The organism is Lyngbya sp. CCY1209 (genome assembly GCF_055795065.1).
Window position 1 is genome coordinate 1 of sequence record NZ_JAYFER010000690.1, and the last position, 25,259, is coordinate 25,259.

The window sequence follows — 25,259 nt, forward strand, 5'->3', positions numbered from 1 at the left end:
AACAGTTGTGGGTTTTTCCGAAAAATTACTGCCGCGCCTAACCCACCCTACTATTGCCTCATTTTAGCCGAAACGGTTCACTACGACTAATCCTGAGAGTCGATTTCCGCCAACTCCATCCACCGTTCCGTGGCGCGATCGATTTCTCCCGCCAGGGATTCGACTTGTTGATGTAATTCCTGCACCCGACTCACGGAGGCGGGGGGTGCGGTGTAGAGTTCGGCTTCAATTTGGCTCTTTTTCTCCTCCAGTTCTGCGATCGCGGTTTCGAGTTTTTCGTATTCCCGCCGCTCCTTCGAGGAGAGTTTCCGCCGGCCGTCTTTTCCCCAGGAATAGCGGGGGGATTTCTCCGGTTCGGGTTCCGCCGCTTTTTGGGGGGCGGCGACCTGTATTTGTTCCTCGGCTTTTTTGACTTCTTCGGCTTGTTTGTAGTCGAGATAGACGGAATAGTTACCGGGGTAGAGGCGGACTTTTCCGGCGGACTCGAAGGCGAAAATCATGTCAACGGTGCGGTCCAGGAAATAGCGATCGTGGGAGACGGCGATCGCGCACCCGTTGAATTCTTCCAAATATTCTTCTAAAACCGACAGGGTTTGCACGTCCAAATCGTTGGTGGGTTCGTCCAAAATCAGCACGTTGGGCGCCCCCATCAATACCCGCAGCAAGAATAACCGCCGCTTTTCTCCCCCGGAAAGTTTGTGCAGGGGGGCATATTGTTGTCCGGGGGGAAACAAAAATCGCTCCAACATTTGGGAGGCGCTAATTTGGGTTCCGTCGGCGGTGGTGACGTATTCGGCGACTTCTTTTAAGTAATCAATAACCCGCTGATTTTCGTTCATCGCCGCCAGCAGGTTTTCGGAATGTTGGTCGAAGTAGCCGATGTGGATGGTACTGCCGATGTCAACGGTTCCCGCGTCGGGTTCGGTGCGCCCCGTTATTAAGTCCAAAAGGGTGGATTTTCCGACACCATTGCCGCCGATGATCCCGATGCGATCTTGGGGGCTGAAGGTGTAGGTAAAGTCTTTAATTAACGTTTTGCCGTCGTAGGATTTGGAGATATTTTCCAATTCGATCACTTTTTTTCCGATCCGGCGTCCGGGGGTGGAGATTTCCACTTTCCCCAACGCCTGTTTGAATTCCACATCCTGCATCCCTTCGATGCGCTGAATGCGGGCTTTTTGTTTGGTGCTTCTGGCTTTCGGCCCCCGCTGCAGCCACTCCAATTCCCGCCGCAATACGCCCCGGTGTTTTTGCTGTTGGCCGGCGGCGACATCTTCCATTTCCGCCTTTTTTTCCAAATAGTAAGAATAGTTGCCGGAGTAGGTGAACAAATCGCCGCGATCGATTTCCACGATGCGATTGGTGACGCGATCCAAAAAATAGCGATCGTGAGTAATTAAAAAGAGTGCGCCCCGATAACTATTCAAATAATCCTGCAACCACTCCACCGACATGGCATCCAAATGGTTCGTCGGTTCGTCCATCAACAAAACGTCCGGTTCCCGCAGCAGCGCCGCCGCCAGGGCGATGCGCTTCCGATAGCCCCCGGAAAGGGTGCCGACTTTGACATCAAAATCTTCGATACCCAGTTTCGTCAAAATAATTTTCGCCTGGGTTTCCAACTCCCAAGCGTTGCTAGAATCCATGCGCTGCATGACCTCGGAAAAGCGAGTCATCAGGCTTTCATCTTCCGGGAATTTGGCAATTTTTCGGGATAAGTCCTCGTACTCTTGAATCAAATGCAACTTCTCGCCGCTGTCGGCAAAAACCTGCTCCAAAACGGTATTATTTTCGTCGAGTTCCGGCTGCTGCGGCAGGTAAATTAATTTAATTTTCGGATTGACCCACAATTCCCCCCCGTCGGTAGGTTCGGCGCCGACGATCATTTTCAGAAGGGTCGATTTACCCGAGCCATTCGTGCCGATCAAACCCACTTTATCCGACACGCCCAAACTCAGATTGGCATCCCTGAGAATTTCCTTGGTGCCGAAATCTTTTTGAACCGATCGCAGAGTTAAAATATTCATATTCAAACGCCAAAAATAAAAATTTTATCAGTTGATAGATTATCAATTATAACAATCTGAATCCACAGAATCCGTAATCTGCGCCATCTGCAAAATCCTTAAAATCGGCGATCGCGGAGGGGGGAATGGGAATTTCACGACATCCCACACCCCCATCCTCCGGCAAATCACCCAAATTCCACTGATCGATTTTCAACTCAATTCAATCTGTGTAATCTGCGTAATCTGCGGATCGCCTCACACCCCAATTACTGGGCTTCTTCGGCAATATCGCCGACATTAAACAAGAAAGGAACGCTGCTCTTCGAGTCCCCGAGGATCAGCACCTTCGGCATCTGAGAGCCGCCCTGGCGCCAAGCTTCAATCGCCTCTTTTTGCAGCACCAATTCACCCCCCTGAGCTTTCAAGGTTTCCGCCAACAGCCGCTGGGCTTCGGCGCGACCTTTAGCCCGGTTGATATCCGCCTGGGCTTGCTGTTCGGCTTCCCGCGCCACATAAACGGCCCGCTGCGATCGCTGTTCGGCGATCTGTTTGTCCTCGACCGCCCGGGCAAATTCCGGGGAGAAGGCTAGGTCAACCACACTGGTATCCAATACGATAATGCCATACTTATCCAATCGAGAAACCAGAGCATAATCAAAATCAGCTTTCAGTTGTTCCCGTTGGGTAATCGCTTCTTCAATGGTCCGTTTTGCCGCCGCAATTTTGAAGGATTCCTGAGTCTGGGGGGCGATAATTTTGGAGACGACATTTTGCAGGGTTCCCTGTTCCCGGCGGATCTTGACCACGTTCACCGGATCGAGGCGGAAGTTGATCGCGAAACTGGCGGAAAGCTCCTGCAAATCCTTGGTGGAACTCTGGGCCGGAACTTCAAATTTCTGCACGGTGACATCGTAGATATCCACCGCAGAAATGAGGGGCGGCTTGAAGTGCAACCCCTCCAACAGCGCGCCATCCTGGGCTTTTCCCAAAATGCTCAACACAGCCGCTTGGCCGGGGGTGATGATCACGAAGGAATTGAGGCCGATGAGAAGGGCCGCTGCGGCGATAATTCCGAGGATAATTGCGGGTAAACCTTGTTGAGGTTGTGCGCTTTTCAAAATACTTACTCCTGTTTTGGATACGACAATTTGAGGGAATAGGGAATCGGTAACTTTTCACTGTTCACTGTTCACTTTCCCCACCGAGCACCGAGCACCGAGCACACCCCAACTCTCCCCACACCCCAATTATTGGCAAAATTTTCGCTCCCGGGTGATTTCCGGTTCCTGCCAGTCGTAGGAATAATGGCTGACGGATTGAATCTGGGGAACGGCGTTGATGATGTCGCGCATCTGGGTTTCCAGAGGGGGGCGGTTTTTGATAGACTGGCCCGAGTCTCCCGCGAGGGCGGGGATAATTTGGGTTCCGGGGGGAGCCCCGGCGGCGACGGTTTGCACCTGTTCGACGATGCAACTTGTGGTTCCGCAGACGCCGTAAGCCATCGGATGCCATTGTATCGAAGATGGGAAGCGATCCCAAGGTTGGAGGCGGGAGTCGAATCCCTGTCCGCCGATGCGGCGGTTGCCTTCGGGGAAAAAGACGGCGCCGGCGGGGATATTGCGCGATCGCACCCTTTGGCTGACATTGCTCAAAAAGTCGATCACCCCCTGCTGCGCGTGGGCGACACTCAACCGCCACAGTTGTTGATTGTAAGTGTCCCCGAGGGAGGGAATTCCGGCCAGGGCGGGCAAAGCTTCCTCGTCGGGCCACGGAGACGGGGGCGGTTCCTGTTTCTTGTCGTCGTCTTCGGACAGTTTGTCTTCCGCCCCGACATTGGCGGGGGAATATTTCTGGCGGATTTGGCTGACGTCGTTTTCGGTTAAATAGCCCTGTTGGAGGTAGCGCCGCAGCAGATCCCGGCCCATGTCGGTGTTGGGGCGTCGCAGGAAGGTTTCCAGGGAGGCGTCGCCGTAAATCCACAGGTCCTTGACGCGGGTGGCGACGGATTCGGGGCCGAGCCCTTTGGGATAGCGAACGTAGTCGAATAAAACGCCGTCGGGACGGCGGCTCAAAACCGCATTCAGGAGGATGTCATAATCCTGCCGCCCCCGGGGATTGTAGGGATCGACGAAGCCTTGGTTGACGTAGCTTTCGCCGAAGTCGTCCCGGTTGGTGGCGTCCACGTCGGCGCTGACGGTGGTTTCCCCGGCGCCGTTGCGGGCGAGAACCTGCTGCCGATCGCCCAACAGGGTGTAAGTGTAGCCGAAGTTGAGCATGAACATCCAGGCGTACACTTGCAGCCCTCGCCGCCGGCCTTTTTGGATGGTTTCGGCTAAAAGGTCCACTTGTTCCAAACCGGGCGATCGCATCGCGGAAGGCCAAGCCGTGGGATTATTGGCGACGGGGAGCAATACCTGGCCATCATAAAACACCTCCAGATAAACCTGGTTGTAGCCCTTGTTGATGATGTCGTCGAGCAGCCGTTCCAAGGCGCCCGCTCGGGCGTCGCAGTCGTACAACCGCACCCAGATCGCCTGATTTTGGGGGCGACTCTGCCGGCGGCAGCGATCCACAGCCTGGGCGTGTTGGGTGAGGAGGTCGTTGTATTGCTGCTCGGCGGTGGCATCTCCGCCCAGGGCGGCTTGGCGGAGGCGGTCTTTTTGGGCGATCGCATCTGGGGACAGGCGGCAGTAGGCCTGGGTTTGCGATCGCGCCGCCGTCATCATCAGGGGCGACAAGAAAACGGCCAGGAGCGTCCCCGCCAGGGTGCGTTTCAGGGCCTTTCGGTGGGGGATTGGGGCGATCAAAGGGTCGGACATGGGTTCACGGGAAAAAAAACGGAAGCAACTCCAAATCAATACGCCTGAAATTGAGTTGCTTCAGTCTATGGGTCGGTTTGAGAGTGGGAAAGTTCGGATCTCGGATCAGGCGCCCCGTTTGATCGCCGCCTCGACTTGCTTGAACTCCTGTTCCAGACGCTGCTGGAGTTTCTCCGGAACCGGGCGGTTGGGGTAAGAACTGTAATGTCCGGCCAGGGCGTTCAATGCCGTCCGCATGGTCGTGAAGGAGGCCAGGTTGGCGACGGCGGGATCGCGGCGGTAGCGGGAGGCGAAACTGTTGATCAGGGTCCGGGCCTCCGCCTGGGCGGCTCTCTTTTCGGGGGCTTCTTCGGGGAGTTCGATCGCCGTTCTCAAGCTGTTGACGACGGCTAAAGTATCCTGGCTGTAATTTCCCGTCAGGCCGTCGGTGGCACTGCCACACCCCACGAGGGTAATCGCGACAACCATAACGAGGGCGAGCAGGCGTGAAACAAAATATCTCATAAAAACGTTGTCAAAATCTTTTCTGTCCTATCCTACCTTGAATTCAGGACGGCGATTATAAACTCCTAGAATGTAGGAGTCCGCACGCAACCCGATCGCCGATCGTGTTACTCCGATTCTCTATCTCCCGCAGGGTCCGCCGAGCGCGATCGCTCCACCGCAGATTGATTGTTCCGCGATCGAGTCGATTCAATGCTGATTGCCCCTATTCTGTAATCTCAACTCCATGAGCAGCTCAAGTTCTCTACTGTCCAACTTGTCGTTGGATACTGCGATCGATCCCCACCCGCTCACCGCTTCTCCTCAAACTGCTTTGACGGAGGTCATTTCCCTAATGAGTCGGGAGCGCGGCCGGTGCGACCTGTCGGAAACGGTGTCGGAGCCGGCCCGGGAAGTTCGGGGCAGTTGCGTTCTGGCCGTCGAAGGCTCCCGACTGGTGGGGCTGCTCACTGAGCGGGATCTGGTGCGTCTGTCCACGCAATATCACGACTTGGGGGATCTGACCTTGGGAGAGGTCATGACCCGGGATTTGATCACCCTGCAAACCTATCCGAACCCGGATATTTTCACGGCCATCGCCCTGATGCGCCAACATCAGATCCGCCACCTCCCCCTGGTGTCGGAAACGGGCGAAGTGCTGGGGCTGATCGCCTCGGAAAGCATCCGCGCCCGGTTGCAACCGGCTGACCTGTTCAAATTGCGTCAGGTCGGAGAGGCGATGACGCCGGAGGTGATCCACGCCTTACCCGGCACGTCGGTGCTGGAACTGGCGCGGCTGATGACGGAATATCGGGTCAGTTGCGTGGTGATTGTTGAACCCCAGATCGCCGCGTCCCACGCACCCCGTCCGCTGGGGATCGTCACGGAGCGGGATATCGTGCAGTTTCAAGCGCTCCAACTCGACTTCCGGCGGGTGACGGCGGCCCAAATCATGAGTGCGCCCCTGTGGAGTTTGCGCCCCACGGACCACCTGTGGACGGCCCACCAGGAAATGCAGCGACGGCGCGTCAGGCGCCTGGTGGTGTGCGACGAACGGGAACAATTGCTCGGGATCGTCACCCAAACCAGTTTGCTGCAAACCCTCAGCCCCGTGGAACTCTACCAGACCGTCCGGGCCCTGCAACAGGAAGTTTGCCAACTGCAGACGGAACGGCTCGAACAGATCCATCAGAACCGCACCGAACTGATCCGGCAAGAGCACACCCAGAGCCGGTTGGAACTGCAACAGGAGCGGGATTTTACCACCGCCATTCTCGATACCGTCGCCACTTTGATCGTCGTTTTGGACCGGCAGGGGCGGATCGTCAAATTTAACCAAGCCTGCGCGAGGGCGACGGGGTATTCTTTGGCAGAGGTGCAAAACCGAGTCTTTTGGGATCTGTTGGTTCCCGAACCGGAGGTCGAGGGGGTGCGGGACACGTTTGCACGGCTCCAGTCGGGTCGGTCGATGAATTGTTACGAAAATTCTTGGGTGACGAAAACGGGCGATCGCCGCCTGATTTCTTGGTCGAATACGGTGCTGTTCAATGATGCGGGGGAGGTGGAGTTTATTATCGGCACGGGGGAAGATATCACTGATCGCCGTCGGGCCGAACTGGAGTTGGAAGAACGGAAGGAAGCCTATCGAAAGTTGTCGGAAGAATTGGAATTGCAAGTCGCCCGACAGACCGAAGAATTAGCCCGCATCAATGAAGAACTCAAGTGCGAAATTGCAGAGTGCAAGCAGACGGAGCGGGACTTGCAACTCGCCCGGGAGCGTTTGGATTATTTGCTCAAGTCCAGCTCGGCGATTATTTACAGTTGCGAACCGGAGACGTTTCGCAGTACGTTCGTCAGCGAAAATGTGCGGGATATCCTGGGTTATGATGCCCAAAATTTTGATGATGACGGGGACTTTTGGCGCGATCGCATCCACCCGGACGATCGGGATCTGGTTTTTGGAATGAGTCCCCAGGAACTGCCGGACCGCTACTGTTACGAGTATCGCTTTCTCCATCGGGACGGCTCCTATCGGTGGATGCGAGACGAGTTCAAACTGGTGCGGGACGGGGCGGGAAATCCCCTGGAATGGGTGGGCTACTGGATCGATATCGGCGATCGCAAGCGGGCGGAAATTGCCCTGAAAGAGAGCGAGAAACGCTACCGGCAGATCGTCGAAACGACCCTGGAAGGGGTTTGGATTATCGCCCAAAATAATATCACCACATTTGTCAACCGGCGCATGGCGGAAATGCTGGGATATACGGCGGAGGAAATGCTCGGGCAATCTTTGATGAAATTTATGGAATCAGGCGATCGAAACTTCGCCGCCCAAAATCTCGTCAATCGCCACCAAGGAATCGGAGAAACTCACGATTTTAAATTCATTTGTAAAAATGGCGATCCGATCTGGGTGTTGGTTTCGGGAACGCCGATTTTCGGCCACGGCGGCGAATATCAAGGCTCTCTTGCCCTGATGACGGATATCACGGAGCGCAAACAAATGGAAGCGGCTCTCCGGGAGAGTGAACAACGGTTTCGCGTCATCTTTGATGAAGCGGATATCGGAATCGGCGAACTCGATTTGGAAGGCAATTTTATTTTAGCCAATCCCAAATTAGCCGAAATTACGGGGTATTCTGTCGGCGAAATACTGCACAAAAATGTCCGAGATATCACCCATTTGGAAGATGTTGCTAACACTCGGACTCAACTCCTGGATTTGCTCGAACAAAAAATCCCGAAGTTGTCCTATGAAAAACGCTTTGTCCGCAAAGATGGTTCGCCCATTTGGGTCAATATCAGCGGTTCTTTGATTGTTAATGATGCCGGGGAACCTCAATATATCCTGGGAATTGCCCAAAATATCAACGATCGCAAACTCGCCGAAATGGCGCTGCAAGAACGGGAGGCAATTCTCAACAGCTTATACAACAGCACGACCCTGATGATGGGGGTGGTGGAACTCCTCGAAGATGACATCCTGCACATCTGGGATAATCATGCGACCGCCGGATTTTTTGGCATTCTTCCGGAGGAAATGAAGAATAAAAAGTCGAGTCAACTCGGCATTCCTGAATCCACGATCGCGCTGTGGTTGAACCATTACCGGCAGAGTCAAAAGCTCGGAAAGCCCGTTCAATTCGAGTACGTCCACTCCACCGCCACGGCTGAATATTGTATATTAGCGACGGCTAACCCCATTCTCAATTCCGACTCCGATCACATCCGTTTTTGTTATATCGCTGAGGATATTACCAAGCGCAAACAAACCGAATTGGCACTCTATCAAACGACCCGAAACATCCTCCAATCCCAAAAAATTGCCGGCATTGGAACTTGGGGATTTGATGCGGTTTCCCGCCAAATTACTTGGTCGGAAGAGGTGTTTAAAATCTTCGGCATCGACCCGACTCAGCCCCACCCGAGTCTGGAAGAACTTGTGGAGATCATTCACCCGGATGACCGCTTCATTCACGAAGAACAATTGAGGCGAACGTTGACGATGGCAGAACCGTTTAACGTCGAATATCGCCTGTTCCGTCCCAGCGGCGAGATGCGGTATTTGAGAGCCCGGGGGGAAGTGGAAATGGATTCCCGGGGACAGGTGGTGCGCCTGTTCGGTCTGGCGATGGATATCACGGACAAAAAATTGGCGGAAATCGCCCTCAGCGCCTCGGAGGCCAAATATCGCCGCCTGATCGAACAGATGCCGGCGGCGACCTATACGGCATCTTTCGACGAGATTTGTTCCACCCTTTACATTAGCCCCCAAATCGAACGCCTGTTGGGATTTTCGCCGAGCGAGTGGCTGGAAAATGCGAATTTTTGGATGGAACGGGTGCACCCCGACGATCGCGATCGGGTGTTGCGGGAGATCGGCGAGGAGACCCAGCGGGACGGGGGATTTAGCGTCGAATATCGGATGGTGTCGCGATCGGGTGAGGTTCTCTGGGTTCGCGATCGCGCCCGCACCGTCGCGGATGAGGGCGGACAACCCCTGTTCATCCAGGGCATCCTGATTGACATTACCGAGCAGAAAAATGCCGAAATTGCCCTCCAAGAAAGTGAGGAAAAATTCCGACAAATTGCCGAGTCGGTTCGGGAAGTTTTCGTGATCACGTCTTTTGACGGCCAGGAAATGCTTTATATCAATCCCGCCTACGAAGCCATTTGGGGGCAAAGCTGCGAGAGTCTCTACCGCAATCCTCGGGCTTGGATGGAGTCGGTACATCCCGAAGATCGGGAGCGGGTCGCCCAAGCTTACCGGCGACAAATTCAGGGGCCGAATTCCTTCGATGAGGAGTATCGGATCGTCCGCCCGGACGGTCAAATTCGGTGGGTGGAAGTCCGCATCTTTCCGGTGAAGGATGAGTCGGGAAACATTTATCGATTTGCGGGTATCGTCGAAGATACAACCGAGCGAAAACGGGCGATGACGAAATTAAAAGAAAGCAACATCTTTATCAAAAAAATCGCCGATACTCTCCCCAATATTCTCTACATTAACGATATCATTCAATCCCGAATGATTTATGTCAATCAAAGCATTCGGGACGTGTTGGGCTACAGTTCCGATGAAATACGGGACCTGGGCGATAATTTTTTAAAACGACATCTTCATCCGGACGATCGCAGGGCCGTTCAAGAACACTACCGACGCTTGGAAGGGGCGCAAGATGGCGAGATTCATTCCGTCGAATACCGATTGCAGCGGTCTGACGGACAGTGGCGCTGGCTGTTCAGCCGCGACGTGATTTTCAGCCGCACTGCCGGCGGAAAGGTGCAAGAAATATTGGGGACGGCGACGGATTTGACGGAACGGAAACAGACGGAAGAGGCACTGCAAAAAACCTATCAGCGGTTGAAGCAGCGCAACCGAGAAATGGAAATCATCAGTGACATGATGGAATTCCTGCAAGCTTGCGACAAGGTTGAGGACGGGTACGGGGCGATCGCAGAGTTTCTCAAACAACTGTTTCCGCAGTTTTCCGGCGCGGTTTTGCTGGTCGAAAATAACGCGGATTATGGCGGCGATCAGGCAAATTTAGAGGCGGTTTCCGCCTTCGGAGAACTCCGCGACAGCGAAATCAAATTCAACCTCAAACAGTGTTGGGCGCTGCGGCGCGGCCAAATTCACGCCGCCAACCACCGACAACCGGGGCTATTTTGTCAGCACGTTCACCTCGATCTGCCTCCCGCCAATACCGTATGCATTCCCCTGATTGCCCAAACTAAAATTTTGGGACTGTTCTATTTGAGAACTCAACTCCCGTCGTCGAATTGGCCCTACCTGGAACAGTTGGCCCGCACCGTGGCCGAACAGTTATCCCTCGCCCTTTCCAACCTCAAATTGCAGGAACAATTGCGCTTGGAAAGTATCCGCGATCCCCTCACGGGACTTTTCAACCGCCGCTATCTGCAAGAAACCCTCAACCAAGAGTTTGCTAAAGCGCGACGAAACCAAAATCCGTTGTGTATTATCATGGTCGATATCGACCATTTCAAGGGCTTTAACGATACCTTCGGCCACGAGGCGGGGGATTTCGTCTTGCAAATCATCGCCAAATTCTTGCAAGAAAATGTCCGCGCCTCGGATGTCGCCTGCCGCTACGGCGGGGAAGAACTGACCCTGATTTTGCCGCAAACGTCCCTGGAAACCGCGATCGCCCGGGCTGAGTTTTTATGCCGGGGAATTCGAGGGTTACAACTCCGACATCAGAGTCGAGATCTCGGTCAAATTACCGCCTCTTTCGGGGTGGCTTGTTTCCCCGAACACGCACAAATTCCCGACGACCTGCTCAAGATGGCCGACGATGCGTTGTATCGCGCCAAAGAGCTGGGGCGCGATCGCGTCATCGTCTGGGAGTGAAAACTCGGGGAAAATTGATAATTGATAATTGATCATTGATAATGATCAATTGATTCCCCCGACTCCCGATTCCCATTTTCAAGTTTGTCACCCTCAACAACAGCCGGACGGTGAGCAGCAAGAGTCCCCGTCATTGTCGGTGGTGACGCGATAATCCGCCCCCTTCGTCAGCTTCGGGTTGCGGACGGAATTTCGCAGGCAGTCGAATTCTTTCGCCTCCTCCAGCGGAATTTCTTGGTAAGGAGAAATGGGGATAATATCTTCGTGGTAGGGGCCGTGGCGATCGCCGTACAGTTGGAAGGTTTTGTCGCAAACCGCCATCCGCTGTCCTCGGTACAAAATGTGACCGTCGTCGTCCATCACCTGCTTCCAAGGACCTTTGTAAATGACGGCCTGATTCCGGTCTAGACAAGGCCCGTCTTTGCCCTTGTAGGCGCGGACGGTGAGCGATCGGAATTCGATGCCGTCGATCGCTTGCCAGGGTTCCACCTGGCGGGTGAGGATTTCGACGCCGTAAAATCCCGCCTCTTCAAACATTGCCAAAAATTCGTCTTCCCGAAATGCTCCGGAAATGCAGCCGCTCCACAATTCGGGATCGTTCATCATTTCCTCCGTCGGATTTTCGTCGCAGACGATATCGGAAATGACGGCCCGTCCCCCCCGCTTCAAGACGCGATAAATTTCTCGAAACAGTTGTTTTTTATCTTGGGAACGGACGAGGTTGAGGACGCAGTTAGATACCACCACGTCTACACTGTCGTCGGGGATCAGCGGCTCCTCTCGGCGGAGGCGATCGCAGGTCGCCTCGAACCCGGAAATCTCCTCCACGGAGGCGATGGGGTGCGCCCGCAACCACTCCTGAACCCGATCCAGATTCAAACTCAGATCTTGAATTTTACCTTTCACAAATTCGGTATTTTTGTACCCCAACTTTTCGGCGATCGCATCCTGATATTTTCGGGATAGCGACAGCATTTCGTCGTTGAAATCGACCCCGATAACCTTGCCGGACTCCCCGACTTTCTGGGCGATGATGTAACAATTTTTGCCCGCACCAGAGCCGAGATCGACGACGACTTCCCCCGCGTTGACGTATCGGGTCGGGTCGCCGCATCCGTAATCTTTATCAATAATTTCTTGGGGCAAAATTTCCAGATAATTGTTATCGTAGGAGGTCGGACAGCACAGGGACGGTTGGACGGCTTTCGCGCCGGATTTGTAACGCTCCAATACTTCCCGCTCCAAATCGGAGTTGACTTTCATTTCTTGGGGTTGGGCTTGGGTCATCGGGAAAAACTCTCCTCGCGGCTTCTATTGATCGTTCTTAATTGCCAGGGATGAAACTCGCGATCGCGGTCATCCGACTTCAAATTATACCGCCAATTCGAGCGGTAAAACTTAATTTTTTCTGAGAATTGACGGAGAATGCCCGCAGCGTAAAACCGAGGTCAATTTATCAATTTTTTTTGATGTGAAGTGGCGCTTTCAACGGCAGTCGAGTCGGGGACGCGAATCGATCATCAACAAATCTCAATTTTTCCGAAGCACAGGCCGCGCCCGATGAAGATAGAATGAGTCGTAATCATTACTCACCCAAAACCGACGATGGGAGTCCAGGTTTTCAACCCAATACTCGGAATCGGGCCGATCGCCCTGGGAATGTTGACGGCGATCGCATCCCCGGAACCCGCCCGGGCGGACATCCCCGGACTCTGGCGGCCCTCGGAACCCGAGGCGGTCGAAACCGATCCCTTCGCGGCCCCCGCCGTCCCCCCCCTCGGCGAAGGGCGTCTCTACCTGCCCAATCCCGCACCGCCGTCGCCCCCGGTTTTTCCCAAATCCGCGCCCAAAACCCGCACCTTTACGATTCCGGCCCGATATTACGGTGCGATCGTCAATCGAGTCTACCCCAAACAGGGGGAACGGGTGGTCGCCCTCACCTTCGACGATGGCCCCTGGCCCGACACCGATCGCGTCCTGGCGGTGCTGCGACGCCACGGAGTGCGGGCCACCTTCTTTTTCCTCGGCCAAAACCTGCCCCGGTACCCGGACATCGCCCGCCGGGTGGTCGCGGACGGCCACGCGGTGGGGAACCACACCTGGAACCACCCCTACCAGGCCCTGGACGGGGCGGCAGCAGCCCGGGAAATCGACGAGACGGCCCGCCACATCGCGGAACTGACGGGGACTCCCCTGTTGATTTTTCGTCCCCCCGGTGGCATTCTCGATAACGGGGCGGTCGATTATGCCCGCCGGAAAAATTATGTAGTGGTGATGTGGTCCATCGACACCCAGGACTATCAGCAGCCGTCCGCGGCCACCCTGGCCGATCGCGTCCTCACCCAGGCCCACCCCGGTGCGATCGTCCTCATGCATGACGGGGGGGGAAACCGGGGGCGGACGGTGGAGGCCCTCGGAACCATTATCGCCGGACTCAAAGCCCGGGGTTATCGGTTTGTCACCGTACCGGAATTGCTGGAAATGGATGGCGAGTAGATCACGGGATGTATTCCGGACACATCTGTTTGACCAAACTGTTGCGAATCATTTGATCAGCCTGCAAGATCTCCCGCAGTTGGGGGTCCGGATTCACTTCCTGGCGGAGGGACTCCTCTTGAATTTCCTGGCGTTCCTGCCAGGTCAACTCCCCGGATGCCAGGGCTTCGCAGGTTTCCCCCACATCTGCAACGATGGAGTTGAGATCGTTTTGTGCCGAAATCAGCAACATCCGCTTGTTGGGTTCCGGTTGCGAAGACTGCTCGACCATGCGCCTATAACGGGAGATAATATTGGAACCGGTCAGAATTGTCGGCGGCCCGGCTCCGGCCGGCAGTCCAGAAACCGCAATCCCAAGAGAAGCTAAAACTCCTATCCACCCATACACACCGTTCTTCATCAGGGTTCCCTCCTAAGCGGAAGTTTAAATCGGTACGGTTGTTAACGGATTCTCCAGTCCGGCCCGGGCCCAATCGGGGGAAGGGGCTATCCTCGGGATCGGCATCGATCCGGATCGACGCCGGACTCGAATCCATCACCCAACCAGGTCTGGGGGGCGATCCCCGTCGCCCCGACTGGTTTTTGAGTCCTGCGACATTCTAACCTCAGACTATACATCAAGTCTCGAATCAGCGGACCATTTGACCCGGTTTGCCCGAAAATAACTATCTGGGGTCCGAGAGCCGATCCCGGCTGATCCCCGCCATCGCACTCGGGTGGGGAAATGGGCGATCGTCGCCCCCCCGGGTTCTCGGTCCATCACCCCGGTTGAAAGATGATTCTATGGGTAGAAATGGCGGGGGTTATTTGCTCAGTTCCCGAGCGATCGGTGCTTTTTCCTGGTTGAATGGGAAAATAGAATATAAACTTTTGTTACGCGAGGAGTGAAGATGTACATCGTACAGATTGCCTCTGAATGCGCCCCCGTTATCAAAGCCGGAGGTTTGGGTGATGTCGTATTCGGGATCAGCCGGGAGTTAGAAAAGCGGGGCCACGCCGTCGAGATCGTGCTGCCCAAATACGATTGTATGCGTTATGACCACATCTGGGGGCTGCACGAAGCCTACAAAGATCTGGTCGTCCCCTGGTACGGTGCGGCCATCTACTGCGACGTTTACTGCGGCTGGGTTTACGGACGATTGTGCTTTTTTATCGACCCCCACTCCGACGACCTGTTTTTCAACCGGGGCTGCTACTACGGCTGCGAGGACGACCCCATGCGGTTCGCGTTCTTCAGCAAAGCCGCCCTGGAATTTTTGCTGCGGACGAACAAGCGGCCGGATATCATCCACTGTCACGACTGGCAAACCGGTTTAGTCCCGGTGATGTTATTCGAGGTTTACAAATATCACGGGATGGAAGATCAGCGGGTCTGCTATACCATCCACAATTTCAAACATCAGGGCATCAGCGGAACGGATATTTTGTGGGCGACGGGTTTGAATCGGGAAGCTTATTATTTTGCCAGCGATCGCCTCTGCGATCCCTTCAATCCCTTCGCATTGAATATGATGAAAGGCGGGATCGTCTACTCCAATTTCATCACCACGGTGTCTCCCCATCACGCCTGGGAAGCGCACTATGGAGATTGTGGCTACGGTTTGGGACACACCATCCACGAACACCAGCACAAGTTCGGCGGGGTGCTAAATGGCATCGATTACGAGGTTTGGAATCCGGCGAGCGATCGCTACATTCCCCACCATTTTGATGCCGATACTTTTGAAGAAAAAGCTAAAAATAAAAAGGCGCTGCGGGAGCGACTGTGGCTGGCCCACGACGACAAACCCCTGGTGGCTTACGTCGGCCGTCTGGACCAACAAAAAGGAGTCCACCTCGTCCACCACGCTATTTACTACGCCCTGCATCGAAACGCCCAATTCGTGCTGCTGGGTTCGGCGACAGAAAAGGGGATCAACAATTGGTTCTGGCATGAAAAGAATCACCTTAATAATAATCCGGATTGTCACGTCGAAATTGGGTTCAATGAAGAATTGTCCCATTTGATTTATGCGGGGGCGGATATTATTATCGTCCCGAGCAATTTTGAACCCTGCGGGTTGACTCAAATGATCGGATTGCAGTACGGGACGGTTCCGGTGGTGCGCGGCGTGGGCGGTTTGTTGAATACGGTGTTCGATCGCGATTATGACAACTATCACGACCCGGATAAACGCAACGGTTACGTTTTCTTCCAAACGGACAATACTGCGTTAGAATCGGCGATGGATCGGGCGATCGGGCTGTGGTATCACTATCCCAAGGAATTCCAAAAATTGGCAATTCAGGGGATGGAATATGACTACTCTTGGAAGAATCCCGGGACGCAGTATTTGTCAATTTACGAATACATCCGGCACAAGTAAGAGGGCGGGAGGAATTGAAAATTATTAATTATTAATTATTAATTATTAATGGATATTCCTTCCCCCGTCGTTTCAGGGCGATCGCTTTATGTTTTCATCGAGTTACCGATATCAGATTAACCGCTGGTATTTCCGGCCGAGCGATGTCTTCATCGCCTCCTATCCCCGCTCCGGCAATACCTGGATGCGGCTGTTGTTGAGCGATGTCATCCGCCAGTTGGGGGGTCACGAAACGGAGGCCGGGGGCAACGTGATTCCGGACGTTTACAAGGTGGATATCGAAGATTGGTATCGCAATCCCCAGATTGACATCCCGTTTCGGGCGATCAAAACCCACGAACCCTACGATTTGATTTCCGACTATCGGATCATTTACCTGTTCCGAAATCCGAAAGATTGCCTCTGTTCTTACTATTATTATTCGCTGCGATCGCCCAAATTTCGGGATAACAATTCCGGCATCGACGCCTTTTGTTTGGGGCGGATGGAGCAGTGGAACGCCCACATCAAAAGTTATCTGGCTGGGAAAGAAACGGCCGGCGATCGCATCTTTTTGGTATCCTACGAATCGATGAAACGGAATCCCCAAAACGTCCTCAAACGGGTCTGTCAGTTTCTCGGCCTGGAGGTGACGGACTGCCCATGTCGGAGGGCCGTCGAACATCAAGAATTTCACCGCCTCAAACAATTGGCCGACCGCGAAGATAGCCGCCGTTTGGGATTCGCCGAACAGGGGGGATTTCAGAATTTCTTTCGTCGGGGTCGAGTCAACGGCGGCGATGAAGAATTGTCGGCCGAGACGGTGAGAATTCTGGACACCCACTCCCGCCCCCTCTACGACCAGATCAAACAGTGGGAAGCCGATTTTTCCCGACCCGTTTGACGGTCCGGGGCGATTTTCGTCCCGCCGGTCCCGAAACCCATTCCGCCGCGGTCGCCCCCGGGGATCGCGGTCCTCGGATGGAGGCCAACCTCCCGGCACCGGGCGATCGCAATTTGGCCCCCTATTTTGGGTGTCGGGCGTCCGGTATTGCGGTATATTAGCAAAAAATTGGGTCTAAAGTCTTTCCCCGGGAGACTTGATGGTATCATTGGATCGGTTTGAATCCCCCTGAGTGTTGCATTGAGGCAAAATAGCCGACGATCGCCACTCAAAGGTATCCGCCGAGGATACAAAAAATTGGGTCGCGAAAACCAATAAAAACAGAGCGATCGAACTGGAGCGTCGCACGACCATAAAAGTCAAACTTTGGCTTGGAAAACGTATCGCGGGACGGGCGAGAACGCTAGGTAAATTATCCTAGTAAGCCTCGGGCGATCGTGCCATTGGGGTCAACTCGACCGGGCGTTTTTACCGGTTTTTGCCGAACGGTGAAACGGTTTAAAGATTGCCCGTCAGAGCGGGTGGATTCCCGGGGGCGATCGCAGAAACGAGGAAGTCTTGAAAGTGATTTCAAGAATCCCCATTCCGTCAGGTTGGGGAGGGCGTCAAAAACAGTATCATTTATTGCGAGACGGTGATGAAATATCGCCAGCAACGATGCTCCCCACTCAAACCGATTGGGAGTCAGTTCCTGGCATCCCGTCTGCACAGTTGATATCAATTAGGAGAAGAGTTTTGATGAAACGATTGGGACAGCTATTGGCTTTGTTGGGCTTGTTGGTCGGTTTTCTCGGGTGGACCAGTCCCCAGCGGGCAGACGCGGCAAATTTGAGCTTCGTTCAATTTCCGACGATTCAGCCCCCCGTTTTAGCCGAAGTCAACCGCATCAACCGGGCGGATAAAAAGTTGGGAACTGAATTCGGTGACAAATTGGATTTGAACAACACTTCGATTCGGGAATTCCGCAAATTACCCGGAATGTTCCCCACCCTCGCCTCCAAGATTGTCAAAGAGGCACCGTTCGACTCGGTTGAAGAAGTCTTGGAAATGCCCGGATTAACCGATGCTCAAAAAGAAGTGTTAGAACGCTATATCGACGAGTTTACCGTAACTCCGATCGAGCCGATTCTCCAAGAGGGCGACTTCCGACTCAATACCGGAACCTACGACTAGGACGAATTGCCAATTCGACACCCAAATTAAACGACCCTCGGCGTAAATGCCGGGACTGAGATGACCGCTGCCATCTCTGGGGACACCGCATCAAACGAGTGTGGTTCTCTCAAAGGTGGGAGCGGTTTAATCTATGGCTTCCCGATGATGACGTTCCCCCTAAATTCCCCTTTTCAAGAGGGACTTGAAGCAGTGCGCGTTGTGCTATAATTGACTGGAAAGCCGTAATTTTTAATTTTAGAAAAGTATGGCAACTGAAAAACTGATAATTAAAAATTTTGCAGGCTTAAATCATATCGATATTGAAATAAAAAAAATCAATATTTTGATGGGTCCTCAAGCCAGCGGGAAAAGTATGATCGCCAAAATCCTCTTTTATTGCAAAGGGTTGTCCGAACCATCCCCCTAAATCCTCCGTGGGGGCAATCGTCTCGGGTTGCCCCTTCGCCCCTTAGTCAGGGGGACGATTCCGATCCGAACCATCCCCCTAAATCCTCCGTGGGGGCAATCGTCTCGGGTTGCCCCTTCGCCCCTTAGTCAGGGGGACAGCTCAAAATTCATTTGACGCTTTCTATCGACTCCCGCTTCTCTATCAGCGGTTTTTCGGCGAGAATTTCACCGTCCGAACCCACCCAAACCTGGGAGGCTGCGGCAATTTTTCCGCCCCGCAAAACGGCGATCGCGAAATGTCGGCGTTTTTCGAGTCCGGTCCCCTGAATTCGCGGGACGCTGGCGGCATTGAGATAAACGGTATCGTGCTCGTCCACCTCCAAAGACGATCGCAGGCGGGTTTTGGTGTGGCGGAGGGTGTGGTGCATATGGCCGAAGGTGACGAGGGGAATCGTTTTTCCGAGGTCGCGGGTTTTTGCGATCGCCTCGGCAAAATCCGGGTCGCCGAAGTCCCCGCCCAGGGGCTTCCAATCCCGCCCGCAGGCCGATTCCGGGGTATCTCCCAACCCCGTCGGGCCGTTATGTCCCAAAAAAATAATTTGATTGTAAGCCGCCGTTTTCGCCGCCTCCACGATGCGATCGCGAGATTCGGCCAAGTCATTCACCCCGAACCATTCTCGGTAAAAGCTTTTATACCGCCACTCCGGACCCCCCCAACTGAAGGGGCGAGTCCCCACCACCGTCAGTCCCAACTCGGGAAAATCCCGCTTTCCATAGCCGACGTGGGCTTCCCCCAACAGGTCGATCTGATCCTGCACCCAATCTTCGGCGGCGCGATCGTAGGGGCACCGCTTCCGCCCCCAGTCCGTCATCGTGTACCAGGCATCGTGATTGCCAAACACCGCCGCCTTGGGGATATCCAGATCCGCGATCGCCCGGACGACTTCCACCGCCTCGTTGCCGAAATCCCCGACAAATAGGGCCAGATCCACCCCCAACTGTTTCAACGCCGCGCCGTCTTCCGGTTCCCACTGGTCGTGAACGTCTCCAATGACAGCAATTTTGACGGCCGTTTCCGGATTCAAACTCATGCGGTTCCTCTCGCCACTCCTTTTATAAGGATAAGGCAATGGGGAGTCGGGAGTCGGGAGTCGGGAGCAGAGGAAGCGGAGGGAGCGGAGGGAACGGAGGAAGCGGAGGGAGCGGAGGAAGTCGAGAAACAGGTTGAACAGCCAAACCGCTTGGGAATTAATTCCCAAGCTAATAGCCAAAATCATATTCAGATGATTGGGGAGATTTAGGGGGGGATAACCAGATCTGATATTAGTAAACAATAGAACTGAGTCCACTAGAGTGGACTTTAGCTATTAGCCTTGAAATTTATTTCAAGGCGGGTCTTCCTCAGCCCCCTCAGCCCCCCCTGCCTCCTCCGCCTCAACCGATGGCGGTTTCCCCCCCGACACTTTTGGTGAATTCAACTATAATTGTCACTACAGAGTAAAAACACCCAGTCAAGCCATGTTTGCAGCGACCTTAGACCGACAATCGAGCCGTGCCGAAACGCCGGACGACCTGTTCGAGGCGATCGCGACGTTGAAAAAAGACCTGAACGCGATCGTTTTGGCCCACTACTACCAAGATCCCGACATCCAGGACATCGCCGACTACATCGGGGACTCCCTCGGACTCTCCCGCAAAGCCGCCGAAACCGATGCCGAGGTCATCGTTTTTGCCGGGGTCCACTTCATGGCGGAAACGGCGAAAATCCTCAACCCCGACAAACAAGTTTTGCTTCCGGATCTCAACGCCGGGTGCTCCCTCGCCGATAGCTGCCCCCCCGACGCCTTCGCCGCTTTCAAAGCCGCCCACCCCGATCATTTGGTGGTGTCTTATATCAACTGCACCGCCGAAATTAAGGCGATGAGCGATATCATCTGCACCAGTTCCAACGCGGTGGATATTGTCAATCAAATTCCGCGCGATCGGCCGATCATTTTCGCCCCCGATCGCAACCTGGGCCGCTATGTAATGGCGGAAACGGGACGAGAAATGCTGCTTTGGGAGGGCGCTTGCATCGTCCACGAGAATTTTTCCGAAAAGAAAATCGTCCGACTCAAAGTCGAACACCCCGGCGCGGAAGTGATCGCCCATCCCGAGTGCGAACCCCCCGTTTTACGCCATGCCAACTACGTCGGCTCCACCACGGCTTTGTTAAAATACGCCAAACAGAGCCCGAATTCTTCCTTTATTGTGGCGACCGAACCGGGCATCATTCACCAAATGCAAAAAGAGGCATCCGGGAAAACCTTCATTCCCGCGCCACCGACGAACAGTTGCGCCTGCAATGAATGTCCCCATATGCGCCTGAATACGCTCGAAAAACTGTACTGGGCGATGAAAAATAGAGAGCCGGAAATTACGATGTCGGAAACGGTCAGGTCTGCTGCCCTGCGCCCGATTCAACGGATGTTGGAAATGAGTTAGGTGCGAGATGAATTGAGAGTCGAAATAGGTGAGTTATCTGTACCCAAGATAATTCCGGAAAATCCGGCTCACATCCCCCGAAAGATAGAGAAGCAAAAAAAAGCCTGATCTGGATACATTTCAACCTTTTTGGTCTATTCTCTATCTTCCTTCCTTTTTTCGCGTCAATGGAGCTGGGAAGGCACGGGCGCGAGAAGATTGGAAAATCGGGGAATTTTTTCTCATTTCCGAGGAATTTGGCACGGGGGCGGGCCAGGGAACCGCCCCGAGAAATGACAACTGCTGTAGGGGCGCAAGGCTTGCGCCCCGCATCCGATGCCGAGAATATCAATCCTCCGGTTCAATTCCAGCCGCCCGCAGTTGGGCGATCAGTCGTTCGGCGCGATCGCGTTCTTGTTGCACCTGTTCCGTACCCCACAAGAGTAAATTCCCCTGTTCGTCCCACCAACGCAACCAGTAACCGTCTCGGTTTTGCCGCGTCCCTTGCCAGACGCCCAAGAAAAGCTGCATTTCCGGGAGCCAAAATCGGTTGTTTTCGTCGGGAGATGCCAACTTATAGCGTTTATTTTCGCCGAGGCGATAGAGTTCCAACGTGCCGGTTTCCAAGTTAAAAATACCGTAACTCGGGATTTGCAAAATTCGCTCGTAGAAGAGGAATTTGCCGGGAGGATAGGTTTCTTTGATCGAGTATTCTTCCCCCGGCGTATCCGATAAAAATTCCAGCGCCACCATCGGGATTTCACCCTGAAGTTGGGGGGTATAACTGCGGACAACTTCGGTGCGATCGACGGTAATTCGGGGGATAAAAGCCCAATCGGGCGCTTTCACCACGGTTTTGCCGTCAACCGTGGCACAAATGCCGTAGTTGGTCGGAGTGAGGGCGGTTTCGGGCAGTCGGCCGGCGACTTGCAAGCTTTCAGTTAAAGCCGCGGCGAGGGCGGGTTGATTGATATTGTCCACGGGATCATCGGGGAGTTTAAAATCATCGGGTAACTTTTCCCATGTAACGTTGTAAGTTGGGGGAGTTGCTAACATGATGATTCGTCGAATTATTGCACTCCAATTCTAACTCAAAATTGAGGCGGGGGGATTTCCATTTCAGATATCGGACGGGGAGTCCGCGAATCGGGGGGACTTTTCACAAGTTGGAGGCTTGTGCTATTCTATTGGCTGAAAGTCCGATCCGAACGATCCCCCTAAATCCCCCTTAAGAAGGGGGACTTTGATACGATCCCCCTCAATCCCCCTTTTCAAGGGGGACTTTGAGGCCGAAGCGGTTTTCGATCTGATGAGAGCCGAACGATCCCCCTAAATCCCCCTTAAAAAGGGGGACTTTAGCCCCAAACTGTACTCCGCCAGCTTGAGAAACTCTAGATCTAAATTTCCGACAATAAATCGTTAAATCCCGACATCTTCAAAATCCTATGACTGTCTCCCCCAGTGCATCTGAATCGCCATCCCCCAACACCGACTACCGACAGCTCGATCGCGACAAACTGTCGGAAATGATGCAGCGTTACATCGACGTAAAATATCAATATCCCCACGCTTTACTGTTTTTTAGAGTCGGGGATTTCTTCGAGTGTTTTTTCCAAGATGCCGTCACCATTTCTCAAGAATTGGAACTGGTGCAGACCACGAAATCCGCCGGTAAAGAAATCGGCCGGGTGCCGATGACGGGGGTTCCCTTCGAGCACGTCTACCGCTACAGCAATATGTTGCTAGAAAAGGGCTATTCGGTGGTAATTTGCGACCAGGTGGAAGATGCGGCGATCGCGGCGAAGGAACGGCGGCAGGTGCGGCGGGAAATCACCCGAATTCTCACCCCCGGAACCCTGACGGACGACGAAATGTTGCGGGGCCGGCAGAACAATTATTTGGCGGCGGCCGTCATCGCCGGGGACCATTGGGGACTCGCCTACGCGGACATTTCCACGGGGGAATTCCTCGCCACCCAGTCCAAAAACTTGGAACATTTGACCCAGGAATTGATGCGGTTGCAGCCCTCGGAAGTGCTATTTCCCACCAACGCCCCCGACTTGGGGCGGATGCTGCGTCCGGGGGAAACCAGCCAGAGTTTGCCGGAGTGCCTGCCGGAGTGTTTTTGCTATTCTTTGCGATCGCAACTTCCCTTCACTTTGGGAGAGGCGAAATCCCGCATTTTGGAAGAATTCCAACTGCGATCGCTCGAAGGCGTCGGCTGCGAACACCTGCCCCTGGCGGTGCGGGCGGCGGGGGGATTATTGGAATATTTGGAAGAAACCCAAAAGGAAAATCCGGTGCCCTTGCAGTGCCTCCACAGCTACACGATCACCGATTATCTGATTCTCGACCACCAGAGCCGCCGCAACTTGGAAATTACCCAAACCGTCCGGGACGGGACGCTGCACGGTTCGTTACTGTGGGCGATCGATAAAACCGCCACGGCGATGGGAAGCCGCGCCCTGCGTCGCTGGCTGCTTCAACCCCTGTTAAATCTCAAAGGTATCCGCGCCCGCCACGACACCATTCAAGAACTGGTGGAAAATGCCGAATTGCGGCAGGATTTACAACAGCTATTGCGGCAAATTTACGACCTGGAACGCCTCACCGGGCGGGCGGGAAACGGCACGGCAAACGCCCGAGATTTGGTCGCCCTGGCGGATTCCCTCTCGAAATTGCCCGCACTGTCTAACCTGGCGATGTCGGCAAAATCTCCCTATTTGAAAGCCCTGCAAAAAGTTCCCCCGACGCTGGAAGAATTGGCGACAAAAATTAACAGTTGCCTCGTCGAATCGCCGCCCATCCATTTGAAAGAAGGGGGATTAATTCGCTCCGGAGTCGATCCGCAACTCGACGAAATGCACGCGCTGGCGGCGGGCGATCGCGAGTGGATTGCCAACTTGGAAGTGCAGGAACGGGAACGGACGGGCATCCCCACGTTGAAGGTCGGTTTTAACAAAACCTTCGGCTATTATATCAGCATCACGCGATCGAAATCCGACCAGGCGCCGGACGATTATATCCGCAAACAAACCCTCACGAATGAGGAGCGTTACATCACCCCGGAATTGAAGGAACGGGAGGCGCGAATTCTGACGGCAAAAGAGGATTTGAATCAACTGGAATACGAGATTTTTGCCCGGTTGCGATCGCAAGTGGGGGAACACACGGATTCGATCCGGGATATCTCTCGGGCGATCGCCGCGATCGATGTTTTGTGCGGGTTTGCGGAAATCGCCGTTTATCAGGGTTACTGCCGCCCCGAGATGGTCAACGGCCGAGAAATTCGCATTATCGAAGGGCGGCATCCGGTGGTTGAAAAGTCGCTGCCGGCGGGATTTTTTGTTCCCAATACCGCCCAACTCGGTAGCCGGGAGGAGGGCGACAATTCCGCACCGTCCCACCCGGATTTGATTATTTTAACCGGACCGAATGCCAGCGGAAAAAGTTGTTATTTGCGGCAGGTTGGGTTGATCCAATTGTTGGCACAGACGGGCAGTTTCGTCCCGGCAACTTCGGCGAGGTTAAGTATCTGCGATCGCATTTTTACCCGCGTGGGGGCCGTGGACGACCTGGCGACGGGTCAATCGACGTTCATGGTGGAGATGAACGAAACGGCGAATATCCTCAACCACGCCACCCCGAAATCCCTGGTTTTGTTGGACGAAATCGGCCGGGGGACGGCGACATTTGACGGCTTGTCGATCGCGTGGTCTGTGGCGGAATATCTGGCGACGGCGATCGCGGCGAGGACGATTTTTGCCACCCATTACCACGAGTTGAACGAACTGGCTTCGATTCTGGAAAACGTCGCCAACTACCAGGTGACGGTGAAGGAATTGCCCGATAAAATTATCTTTTTGCACCAGGTGCAGCCGGGGGGTGCGGATAAATCCTACGGCATCGAGGCGGGGCGGCTGGCGGGGTTGCCGGACGTGGTGATTCGGCGGGCAAAACAGGTGATGAAACAGATCGAAAAACACAGCAAAATCGCGATCGGTTTGCGGAAGGGAATTCAGAAGCAAAAACCGAAAGATAGCGCGATCGGGCAGTTGGATATTTTTGAGGATGATATTTGAATCTAAAAAATAATATCACACCCGGTTGAATGCCCGGAACACAACGGGTTGGATATCGAGTCCGCTTGGGAATTAATTCCCGAGGGCGCAAGCCAGGGGCCCCTACAAGCTCAAATCCTCGCTTCGTGGATTGGGGAGTTTGTTTTGAGTCATCTTGAGATGACTTTTGCTATGAGCCTTGAAATTTATTTCAAGGCGGGTCTAAAATTGACAGATCTGTCCG

16 protein-coding genes are annotated in these 25,259 nt (G+C 54.1%); 8 read left to right on the forward strand and 8 right to left on the reverse strand.

The window, feature by feature from the left end:
• Positions 1-86: 86 nt before the first annotated feature.
• The 4 genes from AC0QHF_RS28695 to psb27 all read right to left on the reverse strand — a co-directional run bounded on the left by AC0QHF_RS28695 (position 87) and on the right by psb27 (position 5,332).
• Positions 87-2,027, reverse strand: coding sequence for an ABC-F family ATP-binding cassette domain-containing protein (locus AC0QHF_RS28695; RefSeq protein WP_324707703.1), 1,941 nt, complete (start codon positions 2,025-2,027; stop codon positions 87-89).
• Between the two features lie 248 nt (positions 2,028-2,275).
• Positions 2,276-3,127: a prohibitin family protein gene (locus AC0QHF_RS28700; protein WP_324707704.1), complete on the reverse strand. Its 852-nt coding sequence runs from the start codon at positions 3,125-3,127 to the stop codon at positions 2,276-2,278.
• A gap of 129 nt (positions 3,128-3,256) precedes the next feature.
• Positions 3,257-4,735, reverse strand: a complete 1,479-nt coding sequence (locus AC0QHF_RS28705) for a family 10 glycosylhydrolase (RefSeq protein ID WP_324707736.1) — start codon at positions 4,733-4,735, stop codon at positions 3,257-3,259.
• 198 nt (positions 4,736-4,933) lie between these two features.
• Positions 4,934-5,332, reverse strand: a complete 399-nt coding sequence (gene psb27, locus AC0QHF_RS28710) for a photosystem II protein Psb27 (protein WP_324707705.1) — start codon at positions 5,330-5,332, stop codon at positions 4,934-4,936.
• Between the two features lie 226 nt (positions 5,333-5,558).
• Here psb27 and AC0QHF_RS28715 point away from each other — a divergent pair, with 226 nt between their 5' ends.
• Positions 5,559-11,183 (forward strand): PAS domain S-box protein, encoded by a 5,625-nt coding sequence (locus AC0QHF_RS28715; protein WP_324707706.1) that lies wholly within the window; start codon positions 5,559-5,561, stop codon positions 11,181-11,183.
• Positions 11,184-11,276: 93 nt separating this feature from the next.
• Here the strand turns inward: AC0QHF_RS28715 and AC0QHF_RS28720 are convergent, their stop codons facing one another.
• Complete coding sequence (locus tag AC0QHF_RS28720) at positions 11,277-12,470, reverse strand: methyltransferase domain-containing protein (RefSeq protein WP_324707707.1); 1,194 nt, start codon at positions 12,468-12,470, stop codon at positions 11,277-11,279.
• A gap of 318 nt (positions 12,471-12,788) precedes the next feature.
• Between AC0QHF_RS28720 and AC0QHF_RS28725 the strand changes: the two genes are divergently transcribed.
• On the forward strand, positions 12,789-13,679 hold the full coding sequence (locus tag AC0QHF_RS28725; RefSeq protein WP_324707708.1) for a polysaccharide deacetylase family protein: 891 nt from the start codon (positions 12,789-12,791) through the stop codon (positions 13,677-13,679).
• A 1-nt stretch (position 13,680) separates the two neighbouring features.
• Here AC0QHF_RS28725 and AC0QHF_RS28730 read toward each other — a convergent pair whose 3' ends face one another.
• Positions 13,681-13,950: a hypothetical protein gene (locus AC0QHF_RS28730; protein WP_324707709.1), complete on the reverse strand. Its 270-nt coding sequence runs from the start codon at positions 13,948-13,950 to the stop codon at positions 13,681-13,683.
• A 619-nt stretch (positions 13,951-14,569) separates the two neighbouring features.
• Between AC0QHF_RS28730 and glgA the strand changes: the two genes are divergently transcribed.
• The 4 genes from glgA to AC0QHF_RS28750 all read left to right on the forward strand — a co-directional run bounded on the left by glgA (position 14,570) and on the right by AC0QHF_RS28750 (position 18,510).
• Positions 14,570-16,045 carry a glycogen synthase GlgA gene (gene glgA / locus AC0QHF_RS28735; protein ID WP_324707710.1) on the forward strand — a complete coding sequence of 492 codons (1,476 nt, stop codon included), beginning with the start codon at positions 14,570-14,572 and terminating at the stop codon, positions 16,043-16,045.
• An 88-nt stretch (positions 16,046-16,133) separates the two neighbouring features.
• Positions 16,134-16,928, forward strand: a complete 795-nt coding sequence (locus tag AC0QHF_RS28740; RefSeq protein WP_324707711.1) for a sulfotransferase domain-containing protein — start codon at positions 16,134-16,136, stop codon at positions 16,926-16,928.
• 738 nt (positions 16,929-17,666) lie between these two features.
• Positions 17,667-18,101 carry a photosystem II complex extrinsic protein PsbU gene (gene psbU, locus AC0QHF_RS28745; protein WP_324707712.1) on the forward strand — a complete coding sequence of 145 codons (435 nt, stop codon included), beginning with the start codon at positions 17,667-17,669 and terminating at the stop codon, positions 18,099-18,101.
• A gap of 247 nt (positions 18,102-18,348) precedes the next feature.
• The gene (locus AC0QHF_RS28750; RefSeq protein WP_324707713.1) at positions 18,349-18,510 is read left to right on the forward strand and encodes an AAA family ATPase; all 162 of its coding nucleotides are present in this window, start codon (positions 18,349-18,351) and stop codon (positions 18,508-18,510) included.
• Positions 18,511-18,658: 148 nt separating this feature from the next.
• Here AC0QHF_RS28750 and AC0QHF_RS28755 read toward each other — a convergent pair whose 3' ends face one another.
• Positions 18,659-19,582, reverse strand: a complete 924-nt coding sequence (locus AC0QHF_RS28755; RefSeq protein WP_324707737.1) for a TIGR04168 family protein — start codon at positions 19,580-19,582, stop codon at positions 18,659-18,661.
• A gap of 427 nt (positions 19,583-20,009) precedes the next feature.
• Here AC0QHF_RS28755 and nadA point away from each other — a divergent pair, with 427 nt between their 5' ends.
• Positions 20,010-20,975 carry a quinolinate synthase NadA gene (nadA, locus tag AC0QHF_RS28760; protein WP_324707714.1) on the forward strand — a complete coding sequence of 322 codons (966 nt, stop codon included), beginning with the start codon at positions 20,010-20,012 and terminating at the stop codon, positions 20,973-20,975.
• Positions 20,976-21,302: 327 nt separating this feature from the next.
• On the opposite strand, the gene AC0QHF_RS28765 is transcribed toward nadA, so the two are convergent.
• Positions 21,303-22,010, reverse strand: a complete 708-nt coding sequence (locus tag AC0QHF_RS28765) for a Uma2 family endonuclease (RefSeq protein WP_324707715.1) — start codon at positions 22,008-22,010, stop codon at positions 21,303-21,305.
• Between the two features lie 389 nt (positions 22,011-22,399).
• On the opposite strand from AC0QHF_RS28765, the gene mutS reads away from it, so the two are divergent.
• Positions 22,400-25,036 carry a DNA mismatch repair protein MutS gene (mutS, locus tag AC0QHF_RS28770; RefSeq protein WP_324707716.1) on the forward strand — a complete coding sequence of 879 codons (2,637 nt, stop codon included), beginning with the start codon at positions 22,400-22,402 and terminating at the stop codon, positions 25,034-25,036.
• The last annotated feature ends 223 nt before the right edge of the window (positions 25,037-25,259 follow it).

Bases quoted from the DNA above. Each gene is read 5' to 3' on its own strand.
- AC0QHF_RS28695 (WP_324707703.1), bottom strand. From the start codon at position 2,027: ATGAATATTTTAACTCTGCGATCGGTTCAAAAAGATTTCGGCACCAAG.
- AC0QHF_RS28705 (WP_324707736.1), bottom strand. From the start codon at position 4,735: ATGATGACGGCGGCGCGATCGCAAACCCAGGCCTACTGCCGCCTGTCC.
- psb27 (WP_324707705.1), bottom strand. From the start codon at position 5,332: ATGAGATATTTTGTTTCACGCCTGCTCGCCCTCGTTATGGTTGTCGCG.
- AC0QHF_RS28715 (WP_324707706.1), top strand. From the start codon at position 5,559: ATGAGCAGCTCAAGTTCTCTACTGTCCAACTTGTCGTTGGATACTGCG.
- AC0QHF_RS28720 (WP_324707707.1), bottom strand. From the start codon at position 12,470: ATGACCCAAGCCCAACCCCAAGAAATGAAAGTCAACTCCGATTTGGAG.
- AC0QHF_RS28725 (WP_324707708.1), top strand. From the start codon at position 12,789: ATGGGAGTCCAGGTTTTCAACCCAATACTCGGAATCGGGCCGATCGCC.
- AC0QHF_RS28730 (WP_324707709.1), bottom strand. From the start codon at position 13,950: ATGGTCGAGCAGTCTTCGCAACCGGAACCCAACAAGCGGATGTTGCTG.
- glgA (WP_324707710.1), top strand. From the start codon at position 14,570: ATGTACATCGTACAGATTGCCTCTGAATGCGCCCCCGTTATCAAAGCC.
- AC0QHF_RS28740 (WP_324707711.1), top strand. From the start codon at position 16,134: ATGTTTTCATCGAGTTACCGATATCAGATTAACCGCTGGTATTTCCGG.
- psbU (WP_324707712.1), top strand. From the start codon at position 17,667: ATGAAACGATTGGGACAGCTATTGGCTTTGTTGGGCTTGTTGGTCGGT.
- AC0QHF_RS28750 (WP_324707713.1), top strand. From the start codon at position 18,349: ATGGCAACTGAAAAACTGATAATTAAAAATTTTGCAGGCTTAAATCAT.
- AC0QHF_RS28755 (WP_324707737.1), bottom strand. From the start codon at position 19,582: ATGAGTTTGAATCCGGAAACGGCCGTCAAAATTGCTGTCATTGGAGAC.
- nadA (WP_324707714.1), top strand. From the start codon at position 20,010: ATGTTTGCAGCGACCTTAGACCGACAATCGAGCCGTGCCGAAACGCCG.
- AC0QHF_RS28765 (WP_324707715.1), bottom strand. From the start codon at position 22,010: ATGTTAGCAACTCCCCCAACTTACAACGTTACATGGGAAAAGTTACCC.
- mutS (WP_324707716.1), top strand. From the start codon at position 22,400: ATGACTGTCTCCCCCAGTGCATCTGAATCGCCATCCCCCAACACCGAC.